This is a genomic window from Microbacterium plantarum, from assembly GCF_035231185.1.
Classification (GTDB): Bacteria; Actinomycetota; Actinomycetes; order Actinomycetales; family Microbacteriaceae; genus Microbacterium; species Microbacterium plantarum.
Genome location: NZ_CP141117.1, coordinates 1,400,557 through 1,422,516, shown reverse-complemented (window position 1 = coordinate 1,422,516; position 21,960 = coordinate 1,400,557). Strand labels below are relative to the sequence as shown.

Genomic DNA, 21,960 nt, shown 5'->3' with positions numbered 1-21,960 from the left:
TATGCAAATCCTGCCGTAGACCAATAGATCACGATTGCGCAGCCTGGATGCATGCAGACGACGACTCTCACACCGGAGGAGCTTCACGCCGCGTTCCCGGGGGCTCGGGGCTATCTCGCCGCCTGCAGCACGGGCCTGCCGACGGTCGCGACGCGGGCGGCGGTCGTCGCCGACCTCGATGCCCGGCCCGATCTCGTTCATTACGCGGACGTGGCCGAGCGTTGCCGCGCCCACTTCGCCCGATTGGTGTCGACCGACCCCGAGCACGTGGCCATCGGGTCGCAGACGTCGGTCCTGGTCGGCATGATCGCGGCTTCGCTCCCCGATGGCGCAACCGTGCTGTGCCCCGAGGGCGAGTTCTCCTCGCTCGTTCTCCCGTTCGCGCACGCCGGGCGCGGCATCCGAGTCCGCGCCGTCCCGCTCGCCGACCTCGCCGACGCGATCACTCCGGATGTCGACCTGGTCGCATTCTCGATCGTGCAGTCGGCCACGGGAGAGGTCGCCGACGCGGCCGCGATCGCCGAGGCCGCGCAGCGTGCCCGAGCACGCACCCTCTGCGACGCGACGCAGGCGGCGGGCTGGCTCCCCCTCGACGCCGGGCAGTTCGACGCCCTCGTCTGCCACACGTACAAGTGGCTGTGCGCGCCTCGCGGCGTGGCGTTCCTCGTGCTCGCCGACGACTTCGCAGCGACGCTCACACCCCTCCACGCCGGATGGTACGCCGGCGAGGACCCGTGGGCCGCGTGCTACGGCGTCGACGCGTCACTCGCGCGCTCGGCGCGGCGCTTCGATGTGTCGCCAGCGTGGCAGGCGATGGTGGGCGCCGAACCAGCACTGGCGATGTTCGCGGATGCCGACCCTGCGGCCCTGCACGCGCGGGTGACCGGTCTCGCCTCAGCCTTTCGCGAGCGGCTCGGACTTCCCGAGCCTCTGCGGGCGACCCCGATCGTCACGTGGCCCGACCCCGCCGGTACGGATCTCGCACGGCTGACGTCCGCCGGGGTGGCGGCATCCGGCCGTCGCGGCAATGCGCGCATCGCGTTCCACGTCTTCAACGACGAGGCCGACGTCGAGCTGGCCGCGACCGCCCTCCTCGGCTGATCAGCGGAGCACGGCGGTGGGCGGCGTCACGCTGTCAGTGCCCACCCGGTCGACGCGAGCGCATCGGCGATGTGGGAATCACCCGCGAAGTCGATGCCATCGGTGAAGAAGCTGATGATCACCAGCGCGAACATCAGCGCGATCGAGAGGAAGAGGATCGCGCTCGAGACGAGGGCGATGATCAACTGTGCGCGGTGGCTCATGACTCCACGGTGCCAGCCTTCCGCCCCGGAGCAAAATGCTTGCCGCTGAGCGGCCCAGGGTCTAGGTGCCGACGGGGTGGTTCGAACGGTCGGGCGAACGCATAGACCGGCCAGCCAGAAGTCCGCCGATCACGACGACAGCGACGACAGCGAGAGCGCACACCGCTAGACCCGCGTAGCCGAGGACGCCCAACACTCCCCCGGCCGCGGCGGCGCCCGCGGCCCCGACGACGTTCATGATGGCGTCGCTGCGTCCCTGACGCGCGGTCCGGCGCTCCGGCGACGACGCCTCGGTGAGCAGCGCCGATCCCGCCACGGTGGCTCCGCTCCAGCCGAGCCCGAGCAGAATCAGTGAGGCAGTGACAGCGAGGGCCGAGTCGGCTCCCATCGCGGCGACGACGAGCGAGGCGGCGAGCAGAGCCTGACCGAGCAGGACCGTCGCCACGCGCCCGAGACGGTCGGCGAGGATGCCGAAGAGAGGTGACAGCGCATACATGCCGGCGATGTGCAGGCTGATGGTGAGCCCGACGACCGAGAGTTCCGCACCGTGGTGGACGAGATGCAGAGGCGTCATCGCCATGACCGACACCATGACCCCGTGCGATCCGGCGATCGCGAGCACGGCGTATCGGGCGGCACCGGGTCGGTCGGCCTGCGCCCGGCGCGTCGCCGGCGCCTGGGGTGCCTCGGCGCTCGCCGTGCGCGCGAGCAACAGCGGGTCGGGCCGCAGAGCGACGAGGTATAAGGCGATGGCCAGCAGCTGCGCGACCGCCGTGAAGAGGTACGGCCCGGTCAGGGGAGGCATCCCCACCACGTCGCCGAGCGCCTCACCGGCGCCGATCAGGTTCGGACCGAGCACAGCGCCGATGGTGGTCGCCCACACGACGATCGAGAGGTCGCGCCCGCGCGTGCGATCGGTCGCGAGATCGGTCGCGGCGAACCGGGACTGCAGATTCGCGGCCTGGCCGGCGCCGATCAACGCGAAGGCGACGAGCAGAACCGGGAACAGCGCTGCCGCCGTCCCCACGACCACGAGCGCGACGCCGACGAGCGCCAGCAGCATCCCGAGGGCGAGCGCCGGGCGTCGCCCCGACCGCGACGCGAACGAGGCCAACGGCACCGCCAGCAGAGCAGCCCCCAGCGTCACCGCAGCAGTCGGGAGACCCGCCAGAGCCTCGTCGCCCGTGAGCCGCTCGGTGATGACCGCTCCGAGCGAGATGGTCGACCCGAAACCGATGCCGCCGAGCACCTGGCCGAGCGAGAGCACGACCAGCGCGCGGCGCCGCACGACCTCCCGTGGGACGCCGGCGGACGCCGCGCTCGGAGCAGGAGTTCCGATCGTGTCAGGCATCCCGGACGATGTTGCGCAGGATGCCGAGACCATCGATCTCGACCTCCACGACATCGCCCGCGCTGAGTGGCCCGACGCCGGCAGGCGTTCCCGTCAGGATGACGTCGCCCGGCAGCAGCGTGAACGCCGCCGAGGCGTAGGCGATGAGGTCGGCGATGCCATGGACCATGTCGGTCAGCGGTGCACGCTGCTTCTCGTCGCCGTTCACCCGGGCGACGAGCTCGGCCTGTGACGGGTCGAACTCGGTCTCGATGGCCGGCCCGAGCGGGCAGAACGTGTCGAAGCCCTTCGCCCGCGTCCACTGGCCGTCGCTGCGCTGCAGGTCGCGTGCCGTGACATCGTTCGCGATCGAGTAGCCGAACACATGGCTGAGCGCGTCGTCGGCGGAGACGTTGCGGGTGACCTTGCCGATGACGACGGCGAGCTCGCCCTCGAAGTCCACCTGCTGCGACTGGGTCGGGCGGATGATGGCGTCGCCGGGACCGATCACCGAGGTGTTCGGCTTGAAGAACAGCAAGGGTTCCGCGGGCACCTCATTGCCGAACTCCGCGGCGTGCTCGCGGTAGTTCCGGCCGACGGCGATGATCTTGGATCGCGGGATGACGGGAGCCAGCAGCACGGCGTCGCTGAGCGCAACGCGCTCGCCCGTCGTGTCGTAGCCCGCGTACATCGGGTCGCCTGCCAGGGTCACCAGGTCGGTGCCGTCGAGGATGCCGTAGCGGATGGCCTCGTTGTGGGAGAACCGTACGATCTTCATCTCAGCCGTCCAATCGCACGAGCCAGCCGTGCTTGTCTTCGCGTCGTCCGTACTGGATGTCGGTGAGCTCTTCGCGCAGCGACAGGGCGAGCTCGCCGACCGGCTGCTCGTCGAAGAAGTCGTGGCCCTTGAGAATCCCAATCGGCGTCACGACGGCAGCGGTACCGCAGGCGAAGACCTCGACGATGTCACCGGATGCCACGCCCTGGCGCCACTCGTCGAGCGAGACGGCGCGTCCCTCGACCTTGTGCCCGCGGTCGCGCGCGAGCTGCAGGATCGAGTCGCGGGTGATCCCTTCGAGGATCGAGTCGGACTGCGGCGTGACGATCGTGCCGTCCTTGTAGACGAACACGACGTTCATGCCGCCGAGCTCCTCCACGTTGCGGTCCTGATCGAGGAAGACGACCTGGTCGCATTCGTTCTCGTACGCCTCGGCCTGCGGGAGCAGGCTCGACGCGTAGTTGCCGCCGGTCTTGGCGGCGCCCGTGCCGCCCTTGCCTGCGCGGGCGTAGTCCTCGCTGAGCCAGATCGAGACAGGCTTCACACCCCCGGTGAAGTAAGCACCCGCCGGGCTCGCGATCAGGTAGTACGCGACCTTGTTCGCGGGGCGCACGCCGAGGAACGCCTCCTTCGCGAACATGAACGGCCGCAGATAGAGCGACTGATCAGCGCCGGAGGGCACCCAATCCCCATCGACGGCGATGAGCTCGCGGAGCGACTGGATGAACCATTCGACCGGCAGCTCGGGCAGCGCGAGGCGGCGCGCGGAGCGCTGGAGCCGCCGACCGTTCTGGTCGGGTCGGAAGGTATGGACCGAGCCGTCGGCGTGACGATAGGCCTTGATGCCCTCGAAGATCTCCTGGCCGTAGTGCAGCACCGCCGCAGCCGGATCGAGGGTGATCGGACCGTACGGCTGGACGCGCGGGCGGTGCCAGCCGCCCCGGACCGACCAGCAGATGTCCACCATGTGGTCGGTGAAGTGGGTGCCGAACCCGGGATTCGCGAGGATCTCCTCGCGACGGGCAGCCGAGGCTGCGGTGAGGTTTCGCGTGACGGCGAACTCGAGGACTTCGAGTCCGGCGTCGGGGTCGTTTTCGAGGAGCGTCATCTGTCTTCCCAGAGAATGTCGGGCGGCGGGCGGCTTCCAGGCTACGCCTGGAGTCGAGCCGTGATCGCGTCGCCGATCTGTGTCGTGGTGCGCGGGTCCGAGCTGCGGTCCGCGATGTCAGCCTCGACCGCGCGTGTCACGCGTCGAGCGGCCTCCGTGAGCCCGAGGTGATCGAGCAGCAACGAGACGGAGAGGATCGCGGCCGTGGGATCGGCCTTCTGCTGGCCCGCGATGTCGGGCGCCGATCCGTGAACGGGCTCGAACATCGAGGGGAACGCGCCGTCGGGGTTGATGTTCCCCGAAGCGGCGAGGCCGATGCCTCCGGTGACGGCGCCGGCCAAGTCGGTCAGGATGTCGCCGAAGAGGTTGTCGGTGACGATCACATCGAAGCGGCCCGGGTTCGTGACCAGGAAGATCGTCGCCGCGTCGACGTGGAGATAGTCTACGGCGACGTCGGGGTGCTCAGCGGCCACCTCGTCCACGATGCGCTTCCAGATCCCGCCCGCGTGCACGAGAACGTTCGTCTTGTGCACCAGCGTCAGCTTCTGCCGCCGGCGCTCGGCCAGATCGAACGCGTAGCGCACGACACGCTCGACACCGAAAGCGGTGTTCACCGAGGTCTCGTTCGCGACCTCGTGCGGGGTGCCGCGGCGGATGCTGCCGCCGTTGCCGACGTACGGCCCCTCGGTGCCCTCGCGGACCACGACGAAGTCGATCTCCCCGGGGTCGGCGAGCGGACCCGGAACGCTCGGATACAGCTTCGACGGTCGGAGGTTGACGTAGTGGTCGAGCTCGAAGCGAAGCTTGAGCAGGAGTCCCCGCTCGATGTTCGCGTCGCGCAGCCGCGGGTCGCCGGGCACTCCCCCGACCGCGCCGAGGAGGATCGCATCGTGCCCCGCGATCGCCGCGAGGTCGTCGTCCGTGAGCGTGTCACCGGTCTCGAGGTAGCGCGCCGCACCGAGCGCGAACCGCGTCCTGTCGATGACCACATCCGTCCCCGCCACGGCCGCGTCGAGCACCTTCTCGGCCTCGGCGACGACCTCGGGACCGATTCCGTCGCCCGGAATCACGGCCAGCTTCACGACGCGCGACATCGCTCTCCTCGTTCTCGGCGAAGCGGCGCGCCGAGCGCTCAGTGCTCGGCGGGCCGCGAGTGGGATCCCTTCAGCGTAGTGGCCGCGATGATGCCCGCGCAGACGACGAGCACAGCGCCGATCGCCGCGGTCACGCCGACGCCGGAGTCGAACGCGTGCGCGGCCGCATCCATCAGCTGACGTCCGATCGGCTCGGGCAGACCCTGCGCGACGTTGACGGCTCCCGCGAGAGTCTCGCGCGCTGCATCAGCGGCCTCGGCTGGCACCCCTTCGGGGACCGCCATCCCGACGCGATACATCGCGGTGAGGATGCCGCCGAGCACCGCTGTTCCCAGCACGGCGCCCACCTCGTACGCAGTCTCGGACACTGCACTGGCCGCTCCGGCCTTCGCCGGCGGGGCGCTCGCGAGCACGAGTTCGTTCGACACCGTCTCCGCCGCGCCGATGCCCATACCCAGCAGGGCGAACGCGAGCACGAGCTCGATCATGCTCTCGGCGTCGGTCAGGAGCGCGATCATGACGTACCCGGCGGCCGACAGCGTCAGTGCCGCGGGCACGACGATGCGAGGCGACACCCGGCGCGAGATGGGCACGACTCCCAGGCCCGCGACGATCATCATGGCCAGACCGGGCACGAGCGCGAGCCCGGCCTGCAGCGGCGAGAGACCGACGATCAGCTGCAGATGCTGCGTCACGAAGTACAGGAACCCGACGAGGGCCACGACGCTCAGGAGGTTGACCAGCAGCGCACCACTGAAGGTGCCCCGGGAGAACAGTCGCATGTCGAGCATCGGTTCGTTCACGCGAAGCTGGCGCCGCACGAAGAGCCAGCCGAACACCAGCCCGAGCGCGAACAGCAGCGGCGGGGTGATGCCCCACCCCTTCACCGCGAAGTCCTTGATGGCGTAGACGATCGGCACCATCGTCAGCATCGACAGGGCGATGCTGATCGGATCGATGCGCCCCGGCCGCGGATCGCGGCTCTCGGGAACGAGGAAGGGCGCGAGCACGAGCAGCGGCACGAGTACCGGCACCGCCATGAGGAACACCGACCCCCAGCTGAAATGCTCGAGCAGCACGCCGCCGACGATCGGACCGAGCGCGGCGCCCGCCGAGAACATCGAGGCCCAGACCGCGATGGCGAGCCGGCGCTGGTCCCGGTCGGTGAAGATGCTTCGCAGCAGCGACAGCGTCGACGGCATCAGCATGGCGCCGAACACGCCCATCGCCGCCCTCGCCGCGATGAGCATCTCGGCGTTGGGCGCGAAAGCCGCCAGGGCGGAGACCGTTGCGAACCCGGTCGCGCCGACCAGCAGCATCCGGCGCCGACCGAAGCGATCGCCGAGCGACCCCATCGTCACGAGGAGTCCCGCGAGGATGAGCGGATACACGTCGATGATCCAGAGCTGTTGCGCGCTGGTGGGACTCAGGGCTCGTGCGATCTCGGGCAGCGCAAAGCTCAGCACCGTGTTGTCCACCGATACGAGCAGCACCGGCAGCATCAGCACGCCGAGCGCGGCCCACCCCCGCCAGCCGACCCGTCGGCCCTGGCCGTCTGCGATTGCGATCTCTTCTGTCAACGTCATTAGTTCACCGTCCAGCCGGTATAGTAACAGGACCGAACGCCGAGACGCGAGAGGATTGAGGACATGAGTCGTCCCCCACGCGCACGCGAGAGCGTGCTCGACGCGTACGAGAATCTCCTGATCTCCGACGGAGCCCGCGGCGCCACGATGGACGCTGTCGCCGCCGCAGCCGGGGTCTCGAAGGGAGGGCTGCTGTACCACTACGCCTCGAAGGAGGCGCTCGAGACGGCCCTCCTGGAGCGGATGATGGAGCTCGCGCGTCTCGACGTCGACGACATGGCGCAGCATCCCGAGGGGATCGTCGCGGCCTATCTCCGCACGTCGGTGATGGAGGACAGCGCGCTCGATCGCGCGCTCTTGGCCGGTTCCCGTCTGGCTCAGAGCGGTCACCCCGCCGCGAGCGCCGCGCTGCGCGACGTCCGCACCCTGTGGGAAGAGGCGCTCCGCGAGCACACGCGCGACGAGACGGCGCTGCAGCTCGTGCTTCTGGTCGGCGACGGCCTCTACTTCAACAACGCGCTGGGGGCGGGCGCTGTCGTGGGTCCACTCCCCCAGGGCGAAGACTTCGACGCACTCATCCGGCTGGTGCTCAGCGTCGCCCGACCATGACCGATGCCCGGGACGAATCCGCCCCGGGCATCGAATAGAGCACTCAGACCTCGGTCAGCTCGATCTGGCGGAACAGGTCTGCGGCCACGGCCTCGCGCATCTCGTCGAGAAGGTGGTCGGGCACCGGCGAATCGACCGTGAGCACCGAGAGCGCGCGGCCCGAGGCGTCCGGCCGCGCGACCTGCAGACCGGCGATGTTGATGCCCGCCTCCCCCAGCTTCTGGCCGTAGATCGCGACGATGCCGGGCCGGTCGGCGTAGCGCATGACGACGTGGTGACGCTCGATCGGCACCTCGACCTCGTAACCGTTGATACCGACCACCTTCGGAACCATCCGCGTTCCGGCGAGAGTGCCCTCGACCGTCAGGACCGACCCGTCGGAGAGGGTGCCCCGGAGAATGGTGATGTTGCGGTAGAGCGGGCTGTCGGCCTCGACGATGAGACGAGTCTCGATGCCGCGCTGCTCGGCGAAGAGCGGTGCGTTCACGTACGAGACGTTCTCGCTGACGATATTGGTGAAGATGCCCTTCAGCGCGGCGAGACGGTACACGCTCACGTCGTAGGCGGCCAGCTCGCCGCGGACCTCGATGTCGAGGCTCGTCAGTGCGCTGGGCGCAAGACCCGTGAAGATCTGGCCGAGCTGCTCGACGAGCGCGATGCCGGGGCGGACGAAGGGGTCGATGACACCCCCGGCGACGTTGACGGCATCGGGCACGAGGTCGCCCTCGAGAGCGAGCTTGACCGACTTCGCGACCGAGACGCCCGCCTTCTCCTGAGCCTCATCGGTCGACGCGCCGAGGTGCGGCGTGACGACGACGTTCGGCAGAGAGAGCAGCGGGTACGCCGTGCCGTCCTCCTTCGGCGGCTCGCTCGTGAACACGTCGAGCCCCGCCCCGGCGATCTCGCCGGTCGTGAGAGCGGCGTAGAGGGCCTCCTCGTCGATCAGGCCGCCGCGAGCGACGTTGACGACGTAGGCGGACTTCTTCATGCGCGCGAACTGCTCGGCGCCGATCATGCCGGTCGTCTCAGGCGTCTTGGGCATGTGGATCGTGACGAAATCGCTCTGCGCGAGCAGGTCGTCGAGGCTCAACAGCGTCACGCCGAGCTGCTGTGCACGGGTGGGAGTGACGTAGGGGTCGTATGCCACGACGTTGACGCCGAATGCCTGCAGTCGCGCAGCGATCAGCGCACCGATACGGCCGAGGCCGATGATGCCCACGGTCTTCTCGAACAGCTCGGTTCCGGTGAAGGACGAGCGCTTCCACGCACCGGTCGCGAGCGACGCGTGAGCCGCGGGAATGTGGCGCGCAAGGCTGAGGATGTGGCCGACGGTGAGCTCGGCCGCGGAGATGATGTTGGATGTCGGAGCGTTGACCACCATCACACCGGCAGCAGTTGCGGCCTTGATGTCGACGTTGTCGAGTCCGACGCCCGCGCGAGCGATGACCTTCAGCGAGGGCGCGGCAGCGATCGCCTCGGCATCCATCTTGGTCGCCGATCGGATCAGCACAGCATGCGCGTCGGCGAGAGCCGGCAGCAGCGCGGCACGGTCGGCGCCGTCGACGGATCGGATCTCGAAATCAGGACCGAGGGCATCGATCGTGGCGGGCGAGAGTTCTTCGGCGATGAGCACGACGGGCTGGGGCACGGACGATCCTCTGGAGCATGCGCAGAAGCGCGGAACGGGTGGTCGCCACGACAGCCGACGGCGGTGCGGCGGGTCGTCTCAGCCTAGCGCGGCGTCGGCGACACCCATGACCGTGTGACGTTCCGCCGCGTCAGACCGCACCGGAGGTGAGCGCGAACGAGATGACGTTGAGGAAGAACACGGACGCAAGCCCGAGGCCGCCCAGCAGAATGAGCGCGAACGCCCAGGACGGCCGGCGCCAACCGAGCGCGAAAGCCCCGGCGAAGATCACGATCGGCATCACGACCGCGGCGACGACCGCCACCCACCCGACAGCGGTGCGTGCCGGAGAGGGCGCGAAGAGGAGCGGGACCGCCGCCCAGACCGCATACGCGTAGAACAGACCGAACGCGCCCGCGACAGTCGCCACCCGCCAGACCGGGGGCGCCTTCCGTGACGGCTGCGCTTCGTTCGACACCATCAGCTCACCGCCCCGAGCGTCGCGAAGGGCCACGGAACGAGAAGCAGCGCTCCCGCGACGAGCCAGGCGAATCGAATCCACGCGCGCGAACTCCGAGTGAGGACGTAGGCGGCCGTGAACCAGATCGCCGGCGCGGCGACGGCGAGCACGAGCACCGGGATGGTGACGGCCGTCTCGATCCCGAGCAGTCCGCTCAGGTTGTGGACGCGCATGCCGCCGACGAACCAGCCGACCGAGTACAGCAGATAGATCCCGCCGAGGACACCGAGCGAGATGAGAGCAGCACTGCTCAGGCCCTCGGACGAGGGGTGCTCCGCCGACTCGGCAGGCAGGTCGGACGCCGTCTCCCTGGAATCGTTCTCCCTAGGGCCGGACGCCGCCGGCGTGGGCTGACCCGTGGCCGCGGACACGAGTGTCGGATCGTCGTCCCCCGCCCAGCTCAGGGCGTCGTCATCGCGGCTCGTCACCTGCTCAGAGTACCGCGCGACCACGGCCGGCACGGGCGCGGCGCCGTGCCGCGCCGATCAGCGACCGATCTGACGACCGCCGCGCAGCACCAGAATCGCGACACCGGCGCCGGCCAGAGCGAGCGCTCCGGCCCACGGCGCCCAGACGACGGGTCGCGTGAGTTCCTCGCCCGACCCGTCGTGCAACGATCCGACTCGGACCGCGTCGGTCCGCCCCGTCGGGTCTTCAGCGGGGACGGAAGCGCCGAGCTGCGCCGACCCGCCCACGTCAGGACCGCCGTCGATGTGGACCGCGTCGCTCGGTTCGGGGGTGGGCGTTGCCATGTCGGTGCCACGCGGCGCGAGCCGCAGCAAGGCGCCGAGTCGGATAGCAGTAGAAGCGCGCAGCTCGACCTGGGCGTCGGTCTCGATGCGCGGCGGCGTCGGCGCGGGCGGCTGCTCGACGGGCACCGTCGGCGGGGGGTCCGCCGGAGAGGACGGGCTCGGTGCCGGACTCGTGGTCGGCGCCGGAGTCGGCTCGCCATCCGTCGGCGACGGTTCGCTGGTCGGCGCCGGCGACGGCGTCTCGGTCTCACCCGGCGCGGGCGTCGGGACGCCCTCGTCCGATTCCTCATCCGGGATCACGGGCGCAACCGGGGCGTCCGATCGCGGGACGACCTCGATCTCATCGGCGGTGACCGACCAGGCGGACGGTGCGGTGATCGCCCCCGCGATCACAGAAGCTGCGACGCACACCGCCCCCAGGCGCGCGCGAGCGAACTGCTTCTTACGGACGGGCATGCATCCATCGTAAAAGGTCACGACTGTGGGGGCACGCCGAAAGCCCGGCCCCTGATGGGGACCGGGCTTCCGTGGCACGAGGCCGGGCTCGACGGGGTGCCGCCGAGGGTCGCGGAGCGGACTGTGCCGCTCGTGACGGGTCAGCGCGCGGCGCTGCCCTCGATGTAGTCGCTGTCCTGCTGCTTCCAGGCGAAGAGTCCGCGCAGCTCCTTGCCGGTCGCCTCGATCGGGTGGCCCTGCTCCTTCTCGCGGAGGCCGAGGAACTCGGTGGCGCCGTTGTCCTGGTCGGCGATGAAGCGCTGCGCGAACGCGCCCGACTGGATGTCGGCGAGCACGGCCTTCATGTTCTCCTTGACCTCCGGCGAGATCACGCGCGGGCCCGAGACGTAGTCGCCGTACTCGGCGGTGTCGGAGATCGACCAGCGCTGCTTGGCGATGCCGCCCTCCCACATGAGGTCGACGATCAGCTTGAGCTCGTGCAGCACCTCGAAGTACGCGATCTGGGGCTGGTAGCCGGCCTCGATCAGCGTCTCGAAGCCGTACTGGACGAGGTGGCTCATGCCACCGCAGAGCACGGCCTGCTCGCCGAAGAGATCGGTCTCGGTCTCCTCCGTGAAGGTGGTCTTGATGACACCCGCGCGGGTGCCGCCGATGGCCTTCGCGTACGAAAGCGCGGTGTCCCAGGCCGAGCCGGACGCGTCGCGCTCGACGGCGATGATGTCGGGGATGCCGCGACCCGCGACGAACTCGCGGCGCACCGTGTGGCCCGGGGCCTTCGGGGCGACGAGGATGACGTCGACGCCCTCGGGAGCGTCGATGTAGCCGAAGCGGATGTTGAAGCCGTGCGCGAACGCGAGGGTCTTGCCCGCCGTGAGCTTGTCCTTGATGGAGTCGGCGTAGATCGAGCGCTGGTGCTGATCGGGAGCCAGGATCATGATGAGGTCGGCCCACTCTGCGGCATCCGCGACGTTCTTGACCTCGAAGCCCTCGTCCTGCGCCTTCGCGGCCGACTTCGAGCCGTCCTTGAGCGCGATGACGACCTCGACACCGGAGTCGCGGAGGTTCTGGGCGTGGGCGTGTCCCTGCGAGCCGTAGCCGACGATCGCGACCTTCTTGCCCTGGATGATGGACAGGTCGGCGTGGTCGTCGTAGAAGATCTCGGCCATGTTCGTGTGTTTCTCCTTGATTCGTGGTTCGGAAGGTCAGCCGCGCAGAACGCGCTCGGTGATGCTCTTGCCGCCGCGCCCGATGGCGAGCAGGCCGGACTGGGCCAGCTCCTTGATGCCGAAGGGCTCGAAGGCGCGGAGGATCGCGTCGATCTTGCCGCGGTCTCCGGTCACCTCGACCACCAGCGCGTCGGGGGCGTAGTCGACGATCGCGGCGCGGAACAGGTTCGCGACCTCGATCACGTTCGAGCGGGTCTGGTTGTCGGCCCGCACCTTGATGAGGATGTGCTCGCGCTGCACCGACGACGAGAAGTCGAGCTCGACGATCTTGATGACGTTCACGAGCTTGTTCAGCTGCTTGGTCACCTGCTCGAGCGGCAACTCCTCGACATCGACGACGACCGTGATGCGCGAGAGCCCCGGCACCTCGGTGACGCCGACGGCGAGCGACTCGATGTTGAAGCCGCGTCGGGCGAACAGCCCGGCGACACGGGTCAGCAGACCCGGCTTGTCCTCCACCAGGAGGCTCAGCACGTGGCGCGACATCTCAGGCCTCCTCGTCGAATGCGGGCGCGTGCTCGCGGGCGTACTGGATGTAGCTGTTGCTCACACCCTGCGGGACCATCGGCCACACCATCGCGTCTGCGCTCACGACGAAGTCGATCACGACGGGGCGATCGTTCGTCTCGAGGGCGAGCTTGATGGCGTCGTCGATCTGGTCCTCGGTCTCGACCCGGATGGCGAGGCAGCCGTACGCTTCGCCGAGCTTGACGAAATCGGGGACGCGCGCCGTTCCGTGGCCGGTGTTCAGGTCGGTGTTCGAGTGACGGCCATCGAAGAACAGCGTCTGCCACTGCCGCACCATGCCCAGCGACGAGTTGTTGATGATCGCGACCTTGATCGGGATCTGGTTGATGACGCAGGTCGCGAGCTCCTGGTTCGTCATCTGGAAGCAGCCGTCGCCGTCGATCGCCCAGACGACGCGCTCCGGCTGAGCGACCTTCGCACCCATGGCAGCGGGCACCGCGTAGCCCATCGTGCCGGCGCCGCCGGAGTTGAGCCATGAGTTGGGGCGCTCGTACTTGATGAACTGTGCGGCCCACATCTGGTGCTGGCCGACGCCCGAGGCGTAGACGCCCTCGGGGCCCGTGAGCTCGCCGATCCGCTGGATCACGTGCTGCGGCGACAGCAGCCCGTCGGTCGTCGGGGCGTAACCGAGCGGGAACTCCTCACGCAGCCCGTCGAGGTAGGCCCACCACTCGGTCGTGTCGGGCTTGCCGTCACCGATGACGCCGCGGAAGGCCGACTCAAGGTCGACCAGCACGTCGCGCACATCGCCCACGATCGGGACGTCGGCGAAGCGGATCTTCGAGATCTCGGCCGGATCGATGTCGACGTGCACGACCTTGGCGTGCGGCGCGAACAACGACGCCTTGCCGGTGACACGGTCGTCGAAGCGCGCACCGAGGGCGACGATCAGATCGGACTCCTGCAGCGCGAGCACCGCGGGCACCGTGCCGTGCATGCCCGGCATGCCGAGGTGCTGCGGGTGCGAGTCGGGGAAGGCGCCGCGCGCCATGAGCGTCGTGACCACGGGTGCGCCGGTCGCCTCCGCGAGCGTCAGCAGCTCGTCGGATGCGCCGCCGCGGATGACACCGCCGCCCACGTACAGCACGGGCTTGTGCGACTCGGCGAGAAGCTGCGCAGCCGCCTGGATCTGCTTGCCGTGCGCCTTGGTCACCGGACGATATCCCGGCAGGTCGATCCTCGGCGGCCACACGAACGGCGCGCTGTTCTGCTGAGCGTCCTTCGTGATGTCCACGAGAACCGGGCCGGGGCGGCCGGTGCCGGCGATCTCGAACGCCGCGGCGATCGCGCCGGGGATCTCCTCGGCGGTCTTCACGAGGAACGAGTGCTTCGTGATCGGCATCGTGATGCCGACGATGTCGGCTTCCTGGAAGGCATCCGTGCCCATGAGGGTCGAGAACACCTGCCCGGTGATGCAGACGAGCGGGACGGAGTCCATGTACGCGTCGGCGATCGCCGTCACGAGGTTGGTCGCGCCCGGGCCCGAGGTGGCGATCGCGACGCCGACCCGGCCGGACGCCGCGGCGTAGCCCTCGGCCGCGTGCCCTGCACCCTGCTCGTGACGGACGAGGATGTGGCGCACCGCCTCGTCGTCCATGAGCGGGTCGTAGACGGGCATGATCGCGCCGCCCGGGAGCCCGAAGACCTCGGTGACGCCGAGATTGTCGAGCGATCGGACAACGGCCTCTGCTCCCGTGATCACGGGTGCCGAGGGTGTGCGGGACGGCGGCCGGGGAATGGCCGCGGAGATGTCGGTGGACATGGTGATGAACCTCGCTGGAGAAGAGGAGACGATGTCGGAGCCGAAGTCAGCCGGTGGTCGCGCCCTCCGCGGCGGAGCGCACGAGCTTGGAGTACTTGGCCAGAACGCCACGGGTATAGCGCGGGGGAAGAGGGGCCCAGCCGTCACGGCGGGCGTTCAGCTCAGCCTCGTCGACGAGTAGGTCGAGGGAGCGAGCCGCGATATCGACCCGTATCAGATCACCATCGCGCACGAATGCGATGGGACCTGCGTCCACCGCTTCGGGTGCTATGTGGCCGATGCACAGGCCGGTTGTGCCGCCTGAGAATCGTCCGTCCGTCAAGAGTAGTACATCTTTTCCGAGCCCGGCGCCCTTGATGGCGGCGGTGATGGCGAGCATCTCGCGCATGCCCGGTCCACCCTTCGGGCCTTCGTAGCGGATGACGATGACCGAGCCCGGCTCGATCTCACCGTTCGCCACGGCATCCATCGCCGCGCGCTCGCGCTCGAACACACGCGCGGGCCCCTCGAACACCGCGGCGTCGAAGCCTGCGGTCTTGACGACGGCGCCCTCGGGGGCGAGCGAGCCGTGCAGGATCGTGATGCCGCCGCTGGCGTGGATCGGGTTGTCGAACGTGTGGATGACCTTGCCGTCGATCGGCTCCGGGTCGAGGTCGCGGAGGTTCTCGGCGAGAGTCTTTCCGGTCACGGTCAGAGCGTCGCCGTGCAGCAGCCCCTCGTCGAGCATGGCCTTCATGACGACGGGGATGCCGCCGTGCCGGTCGACGTCGTTCATGACGTACTGGCCGAAGGGCTTCATGTCCGCGACGTGCGGCGTCTTGTCGCCGATGCGGTTGAAGTCGTGCAGGCTCAGGTCGACCTCCGCCTCGCGGGCGATCGCGAGGAGGTGGAGGACGGCGTTCGTCGAGCCACCGAGGGCCATGACGAGGGCGATCGCGTTCTCGAAGGCCTCCTTCGTCAGGATGTCCTTCGTCGTGATGCCCTGACGCAGGAGGTTGACGACGGCCTCGCCCGAGCGATGGGCGTAGTAGTCGCGACGGCGGTCGGCCGACGGCGGCGCGGCGGAGCCCGGCAGGCTGAGGCCGAGGGCCTCGCCGACGGAGGCCATCGTGTTGGCGGTGTACATCCCGCCGCAGGCACCCTCCCCCGGGACGATCGCGCACTCGATGCGCTTGAGGTCCGCCTCGCTCATCTTTCCGGCACGGCACGCGCCGACACCCTCGAACGAGTCGATGATCGTGACGTCCTTCTCGGTGCCGTCGCTCAGCTTGACCCAGCCCGGCATCGTCGAGCCGGCGTACAGGAAGACGCTCGACAGGCCGAGGCGCGCGCTCGCCATCATCATGCCGGGGATCGACTTGTCGCAGCCGGCGAGCAGGACCGTGCCGTCGAGGCGTTCGGCCATGATGACGGCCTCGACCGAGTCGGCGATGACCTCGCGCGACACGAGGGAGAAGTGCATGCCCTCGTGGCCCATCGAGATGCCGTCCGAGACGGAGATGGTGCCGAACTGCAGCGGGTAGCCGCCGCCCGAGTGGACGCCCTCCTTGGCACCCTGCGCGAGCCGGTCGAGGCTCAGGTTGCAGGGGGTGATCTCGTTCCAGCTCGAGGCGATGCCGATCTGGGGCTTGTCCCAGTCCTCGTCGCCCATTCCGACGGCACGGAGCATGCCTCGGGAGGTCGTGGCTTCGATGCCGTCGGTGACGGCACGACTGCGGGGCTTGATGTCGATGGTCTCGGAGCTGTCGGACATTCTCGAATTCTATGCCCGTGCGGCAGGGCTCATTCTCCCGCCCGGGCCTCGGCGAGCCGTCCCAGCAGGACCGCGAGGGCGGCGGCATCCGCCACCCGGTATTGAGCGACCGTCTCTCCCCCACCCACGCGGATCCCCACGTCGCCCGGGTCGAGCGAGGCGAGCGCGTCCTCGTCGGTCACGTCGTCGCCGGCGAAGAGGACGACGTCGGCCCCGACCCGATCACGGAGGCTGCGGACGGCCGAGTCCTTGCCCTCGTGCCGCGAGGCGAACTCGAGGATGTCCTGGCCGGTGCGGCGGCGCCACGCGGGCGCCTCGGTCCGGACGAGATCATCGATCCGGGTGGCTGCCTCGGCGGCCTGCTCCCGATCGGCCAACCGCGTGTGGAGGGCGAACCCGAACCGCTTGTGCTCGATCCATGCGCCGTCGAGGCCTCCGATGATCTGCTCCGCGCGCGCCGTGAGCTCGTCGCGGAGTGAGACGTCGCTGTCGCTGTCATGGGCGGAGTCCGCGCCCGGATGCCAGAACTCGGCGCCGTGCGAGCCGGCGAGATGTATCCGCGAATCCGGCTCGCGCTCGGAGATCTCGGCCAGGTGTTCGAGCGTACGACCCGACACGAGCGCGACCGTCGTCGCGGGTGCGTGAGCGAGCCGCGCGAGCGCGTCGCGCGCGGCGGGCAGCATTCTGGCCGACATCGGCTCATCGACGAGCGGGGCGAGCGTGCCGTCGAAGTCGAGCGCGATGAGGAGGTGCCGTGCGCTCGCTGCGCGCGCGACGGCTTCTGCGAGACCGTCGGGCGATGTGTACGCGACGGCGCTCATGCGCTGTGCTCCGCTTCGGTGGCGGCGGTCGAGACGGCGCGCGCGGTGGCAGCCGACTCAGCCGGGCTATTGGACTGAGCGGCGGTCGCGAGCGCGTCCAGGAACGATCGCGACCAGTCGTCGACGTCGTGTTCGCGGACGCGCTTGCGGAGAGCCCGCATGCGCCTCCCCTGCTCGGCTGCGGGCATCTCGATCGCCCGCACGATGGCATCCTTCATTCCGTCGATGTCGTGCGGGTTGATGCGCACGGCGCTCGCGAGTTCGTCGGCAGCACCGGCGAACTCGCTCAGGACGAGTACCCCGCGGTTGTCGATGCGACTGGCGACGTACTCCTTCGCGACGAGGTTCATGCCGTCACGGAGCGCGGTGACGAGCATGATGTCGGCGGCGAGGAAGAGGGCCACCATCTCTTCGCGCGGGAACGCCTGGTGCATGTAGCGGATCGCGCTGTGACCCCAGGTGTCGTGGTCGCCGTTGATGCGCGCGACGGTCAGCTCGATCTCGTCGCGCAGCTGCACGTACGACTCGACGCGCTCCCGGCTGGGGCTGGCGACCTGCACGAGAGTGGCGTCCTCGACGGAGACCCGTCCGTCCTCGATGAGCTCGCCGAAGGCCTTGAGGCGGTGCCGGATGCCCTTCGTGTAGTCCAGCCGGTCGACGCCGAGCAGGACCGTCTTGGGGTTGCCGAGATCCTCGCGGATCTCCGCGGCCCGCGCCTGGATGTCAGGACGCTGTGCGAGCTCGATGTAGTCGTCGGTCGAGATCGAGATCGGGAACGCCTTGGCGAGTGCCGTGCGGTGCCCTCCGCCCGGGGCGGGGACGCGGATGCCGCTGGCCTTGGTTTCGTACCGCAGTTGACGCCGCACAGCGCGCGCGAAATTGCCGGCGTCGGCCACGCGCTGGAAACCGATCACGTCAGCGCCCAGGAGGCCCTCCAGCACCTGCTTCCGCCACGGGAGCTGCGAGTACAGCCCGTAAGCGGGGAACGGGATGTGGTGGAAGTACCCGATCGTGAGGTCGGGACGCATGTCGCGCAGCATCTTCGGCACGAGCTGCAGCTGGTAGTCCTGCACCCACACGGTTCCGCCGTCCGCTGCCACCGCAGCCGCAGCCTCGGCGAAGCGCCGGTTCACGCGCTGGTATGCCTCCCACCAATTGCGCCGGTATCGCGGGGCGGCGATGACGTCGTGGTAGAGGGGCCAGATCGTGTCGTTGGAGAAGCCCTCGTAGTAGTCCTCGACGTCGGCGCCGCTGAGGGCGACGGGAACGAGGTGCATGCCGTCGAAGTCGAACGGATCGAACTCGAGGTCGGGCTTTCCGGGCCAGCCGACCCACGCGCCCTCGGTGCGGCGCATGACGGGCTCGAGGGCGGTGACGAGCCCTCCCGGCGAACGGCGCCATTCTCCGTCCCCACCACCGTCCGTGTTCCGGTCAACCGGAAGCCGGTTGGCGACGACGACGAAATCAGCGGTGCTCATGCATGCCTCCAGGCTGCGATCGGCGGTGATCCCAGCCTACCCGCGCGCCCAGCGCCCCCTGCGGGCGGCTACGTTTGTGGTATGCGCAAGTACCTTTTCGGCACCGGCCTCCTCTCCGCGATCACCGGTGGCGTGACGCTCCTCCGCTCGGCCCGCAGCGACGAGCCGTTCACGTGGCGCACCGCCCTGGCATGGCTCAGCTGGGGCATCACGATGGCGCTGGCGATCGGCGCTGTCGTCGACAGCTACCGCGGTGCCCGTGGGCGGCTCGTGGCGGACGACTCGAACGTCGACCGCGACAAGCTCTTCGCGGAGCGGGTCAAGCGCGGCCGGCGCTGACCCCGGGTCGAGGCGGACTCAGCGCGTCAGGATGAGCGCTTCGCCCTGACCGCCGCCGCCGCACAGACCCGCGGCCGCTGCGCCGGCTCCGCGGCGCGCGAGCTCATGGGCGAGATGGACGACGAGCCGTGCTCCGGAAGCGCCGATGGGGTGCCCGAGCGCGATGCCGCCGCCGTCGATGTTGACGATGTCAGCAGAGACGCCGAGCCGGCGCACCGAGGCTGCCACGACGGCGCCGAACGCCTCGTTGATCTCGACGAGATCGAGCTCCGAGACCGTCATACCCTGCTTCGCCAGCGCCCGCTCGATCGCCGCGGCCGGCTGCTCGTGAAGCGAGTTGTCGGGACCGGCGACCTGGCCGTTGGCGCCGACGATGGCCATCACCGACCATCCCTCCCGCTCGGCGCGCTCGCGCGTCGTCAACACGACCGCCGCTGCGCCATCTGAGATCTGAGAGGCATTGCCGGCGGTGATCGAGCCGTCCTTCGCGAAGGCGGGACGCAGCCCACCGAGGGTGTCGACGGTCGTATCGGCACGGATGCCCTCGTCGGTATCGACGATGAGAGGCTCGCCCCGACGCTGCGGCACCGCCACCGGGGCGATCTCAGCCGCGAAGCGGCCTGCGTCGCGGGCTGCCGCAGCACGCTGATGAGAGCGCGCGGCAGCGGCATCCTGGTCCTGCCTGGACACAGCGAACCGAGGGTTGAGGCGCTCGGTCGAGGCGCCCATGCTCTCGCGGTCGTACGCATCGGTGAGCCCGTCGAAGGCGGTGTGGTCGAGCACCTCGATCGATCCATAGGACCAGCCCGAACGCGAGCCCGGGAGGAGGTGGGGCGCCCGGCTCATCGATTCCATGCCGCCGGCTACCACGACCTCGGCGTCGCCGAGCGCGATCATGCGCGCGGCGTCGATGATCGCCGTGAGGCCGGAGAGGCAGACCTTGTTGACGCTCGAGGCCGGGACGTCCCAGCCGATGCCGCCCGCGAGCGCGGCCTGCCGAGCCGGATTCTGTCCATTGCCCGCGGGGAGGACCTGCCCCATGATGACGGCGTCGACCGCAGTGGCGGCGACGCCTGATGCCGCGAGAGCACCGGCGATGGCGGCGCCACCGAGCTCGGGGGCCGGAACGGACGACAGACTCCCCTGCAAGCGCCCCTGCGGCGTGCGGGCGGCGGCGACGATGACGATCTCGGGCGTGGTCATGTTCTCAAGCCTACGAGCGTCCCCGACGTCGATGGCCCGTGCAGGTCCCCGCCGCGGGGACGAGATTCCGGCCCCTGTGGAGAGTGGCGGGCCGATGTCGGGGGCTCGTGACAGTATTCGAACATGTATTCGAATGACGAACTCGGCGGCCGGCCTGGCAGCGGGATGGGCAGCGACGGTGACGTCGATGCCCTGGCGGTGCTGGTCGCGGATGCCGAGGGCGCGGCGGATGCTGCGCGGTTGGCGCAGATTCGTGAGGTTCGGGTGCTCGCTGCGGCGGGGGTTCTCGCGGAGAAGCAGGCCGTGGGCGCGTCGGAGAAGGTCAAGGCGCGCGAGATGGCGTTGCGCGGGATCGCCGCGGAGCTGGCCGGGGTGTTCGTCGCGACCGACCGGACACTGCAGCGGCGGATCGACGAGGCGCGTGATCTGGTCGAGAACTACCCCGTGACGATGGCCGCGTGGGAGGTCGGGCGCATCGTGCGTGGGCATGTGCGGGTGATCCAGGAGGTCGGATGCCTCGTGCCCGTGGAGGGCCGGGCGGAGTTCGAGCGGGTCGCGATCGAGCGGTGCGAGGGCGAGAGACCCAACCGGGTGCGGGACGCGTTGCGGATGATCGCGGAGCGGATGCACCCGCGGACGTTCACCGAGCGGCACGAGGAGGCAGCGGCGGGACGGTGCGTGTGGGTGCAGGCCGGGGCGGATGGGATGTCCGATCTGATCGCGACGCTGCCGACTGTGATCGCCGACGGAATCGTGGACCGGCTCACCCGGCAGGCGCGCGAGATCATCAACGCGCGGGCTCAGGCTGAAGCCGCGGGCGTTGACGCTCGAGCCGACGCGCCTGACGCTCGAGCCGAGGCGCGTGACGTTCGAGCCGACACCAACGGCGGCGCGCCCGGCGCCGACACGACGATCCGCGACGGGTCGTCGTTCGTCGACGACGCCCGCACCATCGACCAGGTCCGCGCCGACGTGCTCAGTGACCTCCTCCTCGCGGGGACACCCGCCCTCGACCCGACCGGCACCGGTGACGGAAACGGAACCCTCGGGGCGATCCGGGCACACGTGCAAGTCGCGATGTCGGCACTGACATTGATGGGACAGGACGACGGGCCAGCCGACCTCGCGGGACGCTCCCCCGTCGACGCCACCACCGCACGCGAACTCGCAGGCAACGCGACCTCCTGGGACCGGCTTCTCACCCACCCGGTCACCGGGACGGTGCTCGAGTGCGACAGCTACCGGCCCACGGCGGCGATGGTGCGGCTGCTGCGGGCACGGGACCGGCACTGCCGGTTCCCCGGATGCCGGCAACCCGCCATCCGCTGCGAACTCGACCACACCATCGCCGCATCCGACGGCGGTGCCACCCACGTGTGCAACCTTGCCAACCTCTGCAAGAGACACCACGACGTCAAACACCACACCCGATGGCGAGTACGACAACTCGCGGGCGGAAGGCTGATCTGGACGTCACCGACCGGGCGGGTCTACCGCGAAGACGCACCACCACCACTCGTCGCCTTCACCGTCACGGAACCGCCCGGCGGTGACGGACGGCACTCCGTCCTGCACGCAGCACCGACCGGGTCGGTCGCTGTCGCGCGGCCCACTCCCAGCGCTCCGACGTTCTGAGGCGCTCGACCGCGCCCTGACGGCAACACACGAAGGCCCCGCAACTGGCGA

Annotated in this window: 21 protein-coding genes; 4 read left to right on the top strand and 17 right to left on the bottom strand. The window is 69.5% G+C overall.

All coding sequences use genetic code 11. The features are described from left to right. Nucleotides 1-51: 51 nt before the first annotated feature. The gene (locus VC184_RS06810) at nucleotides 52-1,101 is read left to right on the top strand and encodes an aminotransferase class V-fold PLP-dependent enzyme (protein ID WP_323987604.1); all 1,050 of its coding nucleotides are present in this window, start codon (nucleotides 52-54) and stop codon (nucleotides 1,099-1,101) included. 26 nt (nucleotides 1,102-1,127) lie between these two features. On the opposite strand, the gene VC184_RS06805 is transcribed toward VC184_RS06810, so the two are convergent. From VC184_RS06805 to VC184_RS06780, 6 genes are all read right to left on the bottom strand, one after another. Beyond that, on the bottom strand, nucleotides 1,128-1,304 hold the full coding sequence (locus VC184_RS06805; protein WP_269266446.1) for a hypothetical protein: 177 nt from the start codon (nucleotides 1,302-1,304) through the stop codon (nucleotides 1,128-1,130). A 61-nt stretch (nucleotides 1,305-1,365) separates the two neighbouring features. Continuing rightward, nucleotides 1,366-2,655, bottom strand: coding sequence for an MFS transporter (locus VC184_RS06800; protein ID WP_282502486.1), 1,290 nt, complete (start codon nucleotides 2,653-2,655; stop codon nucleotides 1,366-1,368). Then, nucleotides 2,648-3,412, bottom strand: coding sequence for a fumarylacetoacetate hydrolase family protein (locus VC184_RS06795; RefSeq protein WP_323987603.1), 765 nt, complete (start codon nucleotides 3,410-3,412; stop codon nucleotides 2,648-2,650). The genes VC184_RS06800 and VC184_RS06795 overlap by 8 nt, the downstream gene beginning before the upstream one ends. 1 nt (nucleotide 3,413) lies before the next feature. Further along, nucleotides 3,414-4,520, bottom strand: coding sequence for a branched-chain amino acid aminotransferase (locus VC184_RS06790; RefSeq protein ID WP_323987601.1), 1,107 nt, complete (start codon nucleotides 4,518-4,520; stop codon nucleotides 3,414-3,416). A 41-nt stretch (nucleotides 4,521-4,561) separates the two neighbouring features. Beyond that, nucleotides 4,562-5,614: a 3-isopropylmalate dehydrogenase gene (locus VC184_RS06785; RefSeq protein WP_274177778.1), complete on the bottom strand. Its 1,053-nt coding sequence runs from the start codon at nucleotides 5,612-5,614 to the stop codon at nucleotides 4,562-4,564. A gap of 38 nt (nucleotides 5,615-5,652) precedes the next feature. Continuing rightward, nucleotides 5,653-7,200, bottom strand: coding sequence for an MFS transporter (locus VC184_RS06780; protein ID WP_282502481.1), 1,548 nt, complete (start codon nucleotides 7,198-7,200; stop codon nucleotides 5,653-5,655). Nucleotides 7,201-7,263: 63 nt separating this feature from the next. On the opposite strand from VC184_RS06780, the gene VC184_RS06775 reads away from it, so the two are divergent. Beyond that, nucleotides 7,264-7,809, top strand: coding sequence for a TetR/AcrR family transcriptional regulator (locus VC184_RS06775; protein WP_181574124.1), 546 nt, complete (start codon nucleotides 7,264-7,266; stop codon nucleotides 7,807-7,809). A gap of 43 nt (nucleotides 7,810-7,852) precedes the next feature. Here the strand turns inward: VC184_RS06775 and serA are convergent, their stop codons facing one another. The 10 genes from serA to VC184_RS06725 form a co-directional block, all read right to left on the bottom strand. After that, nucleotides 7,853-9,457: a phosphoglycerate dehydrogenase gene (gene serA, locus VC184_RS06770; protein ID WP_269266450.1), complete on the bottom strand. Its 1,605-nt coding sequence runs from the start codon at nucleotides 9,455-9,457 to the stop codon at nucleotides 7,853-7,855. Nucleotides 9,458-9,587: 130 nt separating this feature from the next. Further along, nucleotides 9,588-9,917 carry a hypothetical protein gene (locus VC184_RS06765; RefSeq protein WP_282502480.1) on the bottom strand — a complete coding sequence of 110 codons (330 nt, stop codon included), beginning with the start codon at nucleotides 9,915-9,917 and terminating at the stop codon, nucleotides 9,588-9,590. Continuing rightward, nucleotides 9,917-10,384: a hypothetical protein gene (locus tag VC184_RS06760; RefSeq protein ID WP_282502479.1), complete on the bottom strand. Its 468-nt coding sequence runs from the start codon at nucleotides 10,382-10,384 to the stop codon at nucleotides 9,917-9,919. Before VC184_RS06760 ends, VC184_RS06765 begins: the two co-directional genes overlap by 1 nt. Nucleotides 10,385-10,441: 57 nt before the next feature. After that, nucleotides 10,442-11,164 (bottom strand): hypothetical protein, encoded by a 723-nt coding sequence (locus VC184_RS06755; protein ID WP_282502478.1) that lies wholly within the window; start codon nucleotides 11,162-11,164, stop codon nucleotides 10,442-10,444. 140 nt (nucleotides 11,165-11,304) lie between these two features. After that, on the bottom strand, nucleotides 11,305-12,330 hold the full coding sequence (ilvC, locus tag VC184_RS06750) for a ketol-acid reductoisomerase (protein ID WP_023951072.1): 1,026 nt from the start codon (nucleotides 12,328-12,330) through the stop codon (nucleotides 11,305-11,307). Nucleotides 12,331-12,366: 36 nt separating this feature from the next. Continuing rightward, nucleotides 12,367-12,876, bottom strand: a complete 510-nt coding sequence (ilvN, locus tag VC184_RS06745) for an acetolactate synthase small subunit (RefSeq protein WP_071918201.1) — start codon at nucleotides 12,874-12,876, stop codon at nucleotides 12,367-12,369. Nucleotide 12,877: 1 nt separating this feature from the next. Continuing rightward, the gene (locus VC184_RS06740; protein WP_323987599.1) at nucleotides 12,878-14,680 is read right to left on the bottom strand and encodes an acetolactate synthase large subunit; all 1,803 of its coding nucleotides are present in this window, start codon (nucleotides 14,678-14,680) and stop codon (nucleotides 12,878-12,880) included. 46 nt (nucleotides 14,681-14,726) lie between these two features. After that, the gene (ilvD, locus tag VC184_RS06735) at nucleotides 14,727-16,433 is read right to left on the bottom strand and encodes a dihydroxy-acid dehydratase (protein WP_112614394.1); all 1,707 of its coding nucleotides are present in this window, start codon (nucleotides 16,431-16,433) and stop codon (nucleotides 14,727-14,729) included. Nucleotides 16,434-16,462: 29 nt separating this feature from the next. After that, nucleotides 16,463-17,254, bottom strand: a complete 792-nt coding sequence (otsB, locus tag VC184_RS06730; protein ID WP_323987598.1) for a trehalose-phosphatase — start codon at nucleotides 17,252-17,254, stop codon at nucleotides 16,463-16,465. Further along, nucleotides 17,251-18,732: an alpha,alpha-trehalose-phosphate synthase (UDP-forming) gene (locus tag VC184_RS06725; protein ID WP_269266456.1), complete on the bottom strand. Its 1,482-nt coding sequence runs from the start codon at nucleotides 18,730-18,732 to the stop codon at nucleotides 17,251-17,253. Before VC184_RS06725 ends, otsB begins: the two co-directional genes overlap by 4 nt. An 81-nt stretch (nucleotides 18,733-18,813) precedes the next feature. On the opposite strand from VC184_RS06725, the gene VC184_RS06720 reads away from it, so the two are divergent. Continuing rightward, complete coding sequence (locus VC184_RS06720) at nucleotides 18,814-19,071, top strand: hypothetical protein (protein ID WP_112614388.1); 258 nt, start codon at nucleotides 18,814-18,816, stop codon at nucleotides 19,069-19,071. Between the two features lie 18 nt (nucleotides 19,072-19,089). Here VC184_RS06720 and VC184_RS06715 read toward each other — a convergent pair whose 3' ends face one another. Further along, the gene (locus VC184_RS06715; protein ID WP_323987597.1) at nucleotides 19,090-20,274 is read right to left on the bottom strand and encodes an acetyl-CoA C-acyltransferase; all 1,185 of its coding nucleotides are present in this window, start codon (nucleotides 20,272-20,274) and stop codon (nucleotides 19,090-19,092) included. Between the two features lie 123 nt (nucleotides 20,275-20,397). Here VC184_RS06715 and VC184_RS06710 point away from each other — a divergent pair, with 123 nt between their 5' ends. Continuing rightward, nucleotides 20,398-21,909, top strand: coding sequence for an HNH endonuclease signature motif containing protein (locus VC184_RS06710; protein WP_323987596.1), 1,512 nt, complete (start codon nucleotides 20,398-20,400; stop codon nucleotides 21,907-21,909). The last annotated feature ends 51 nt before the right edge of the window (nucleotides 21,910-21,960 follow it).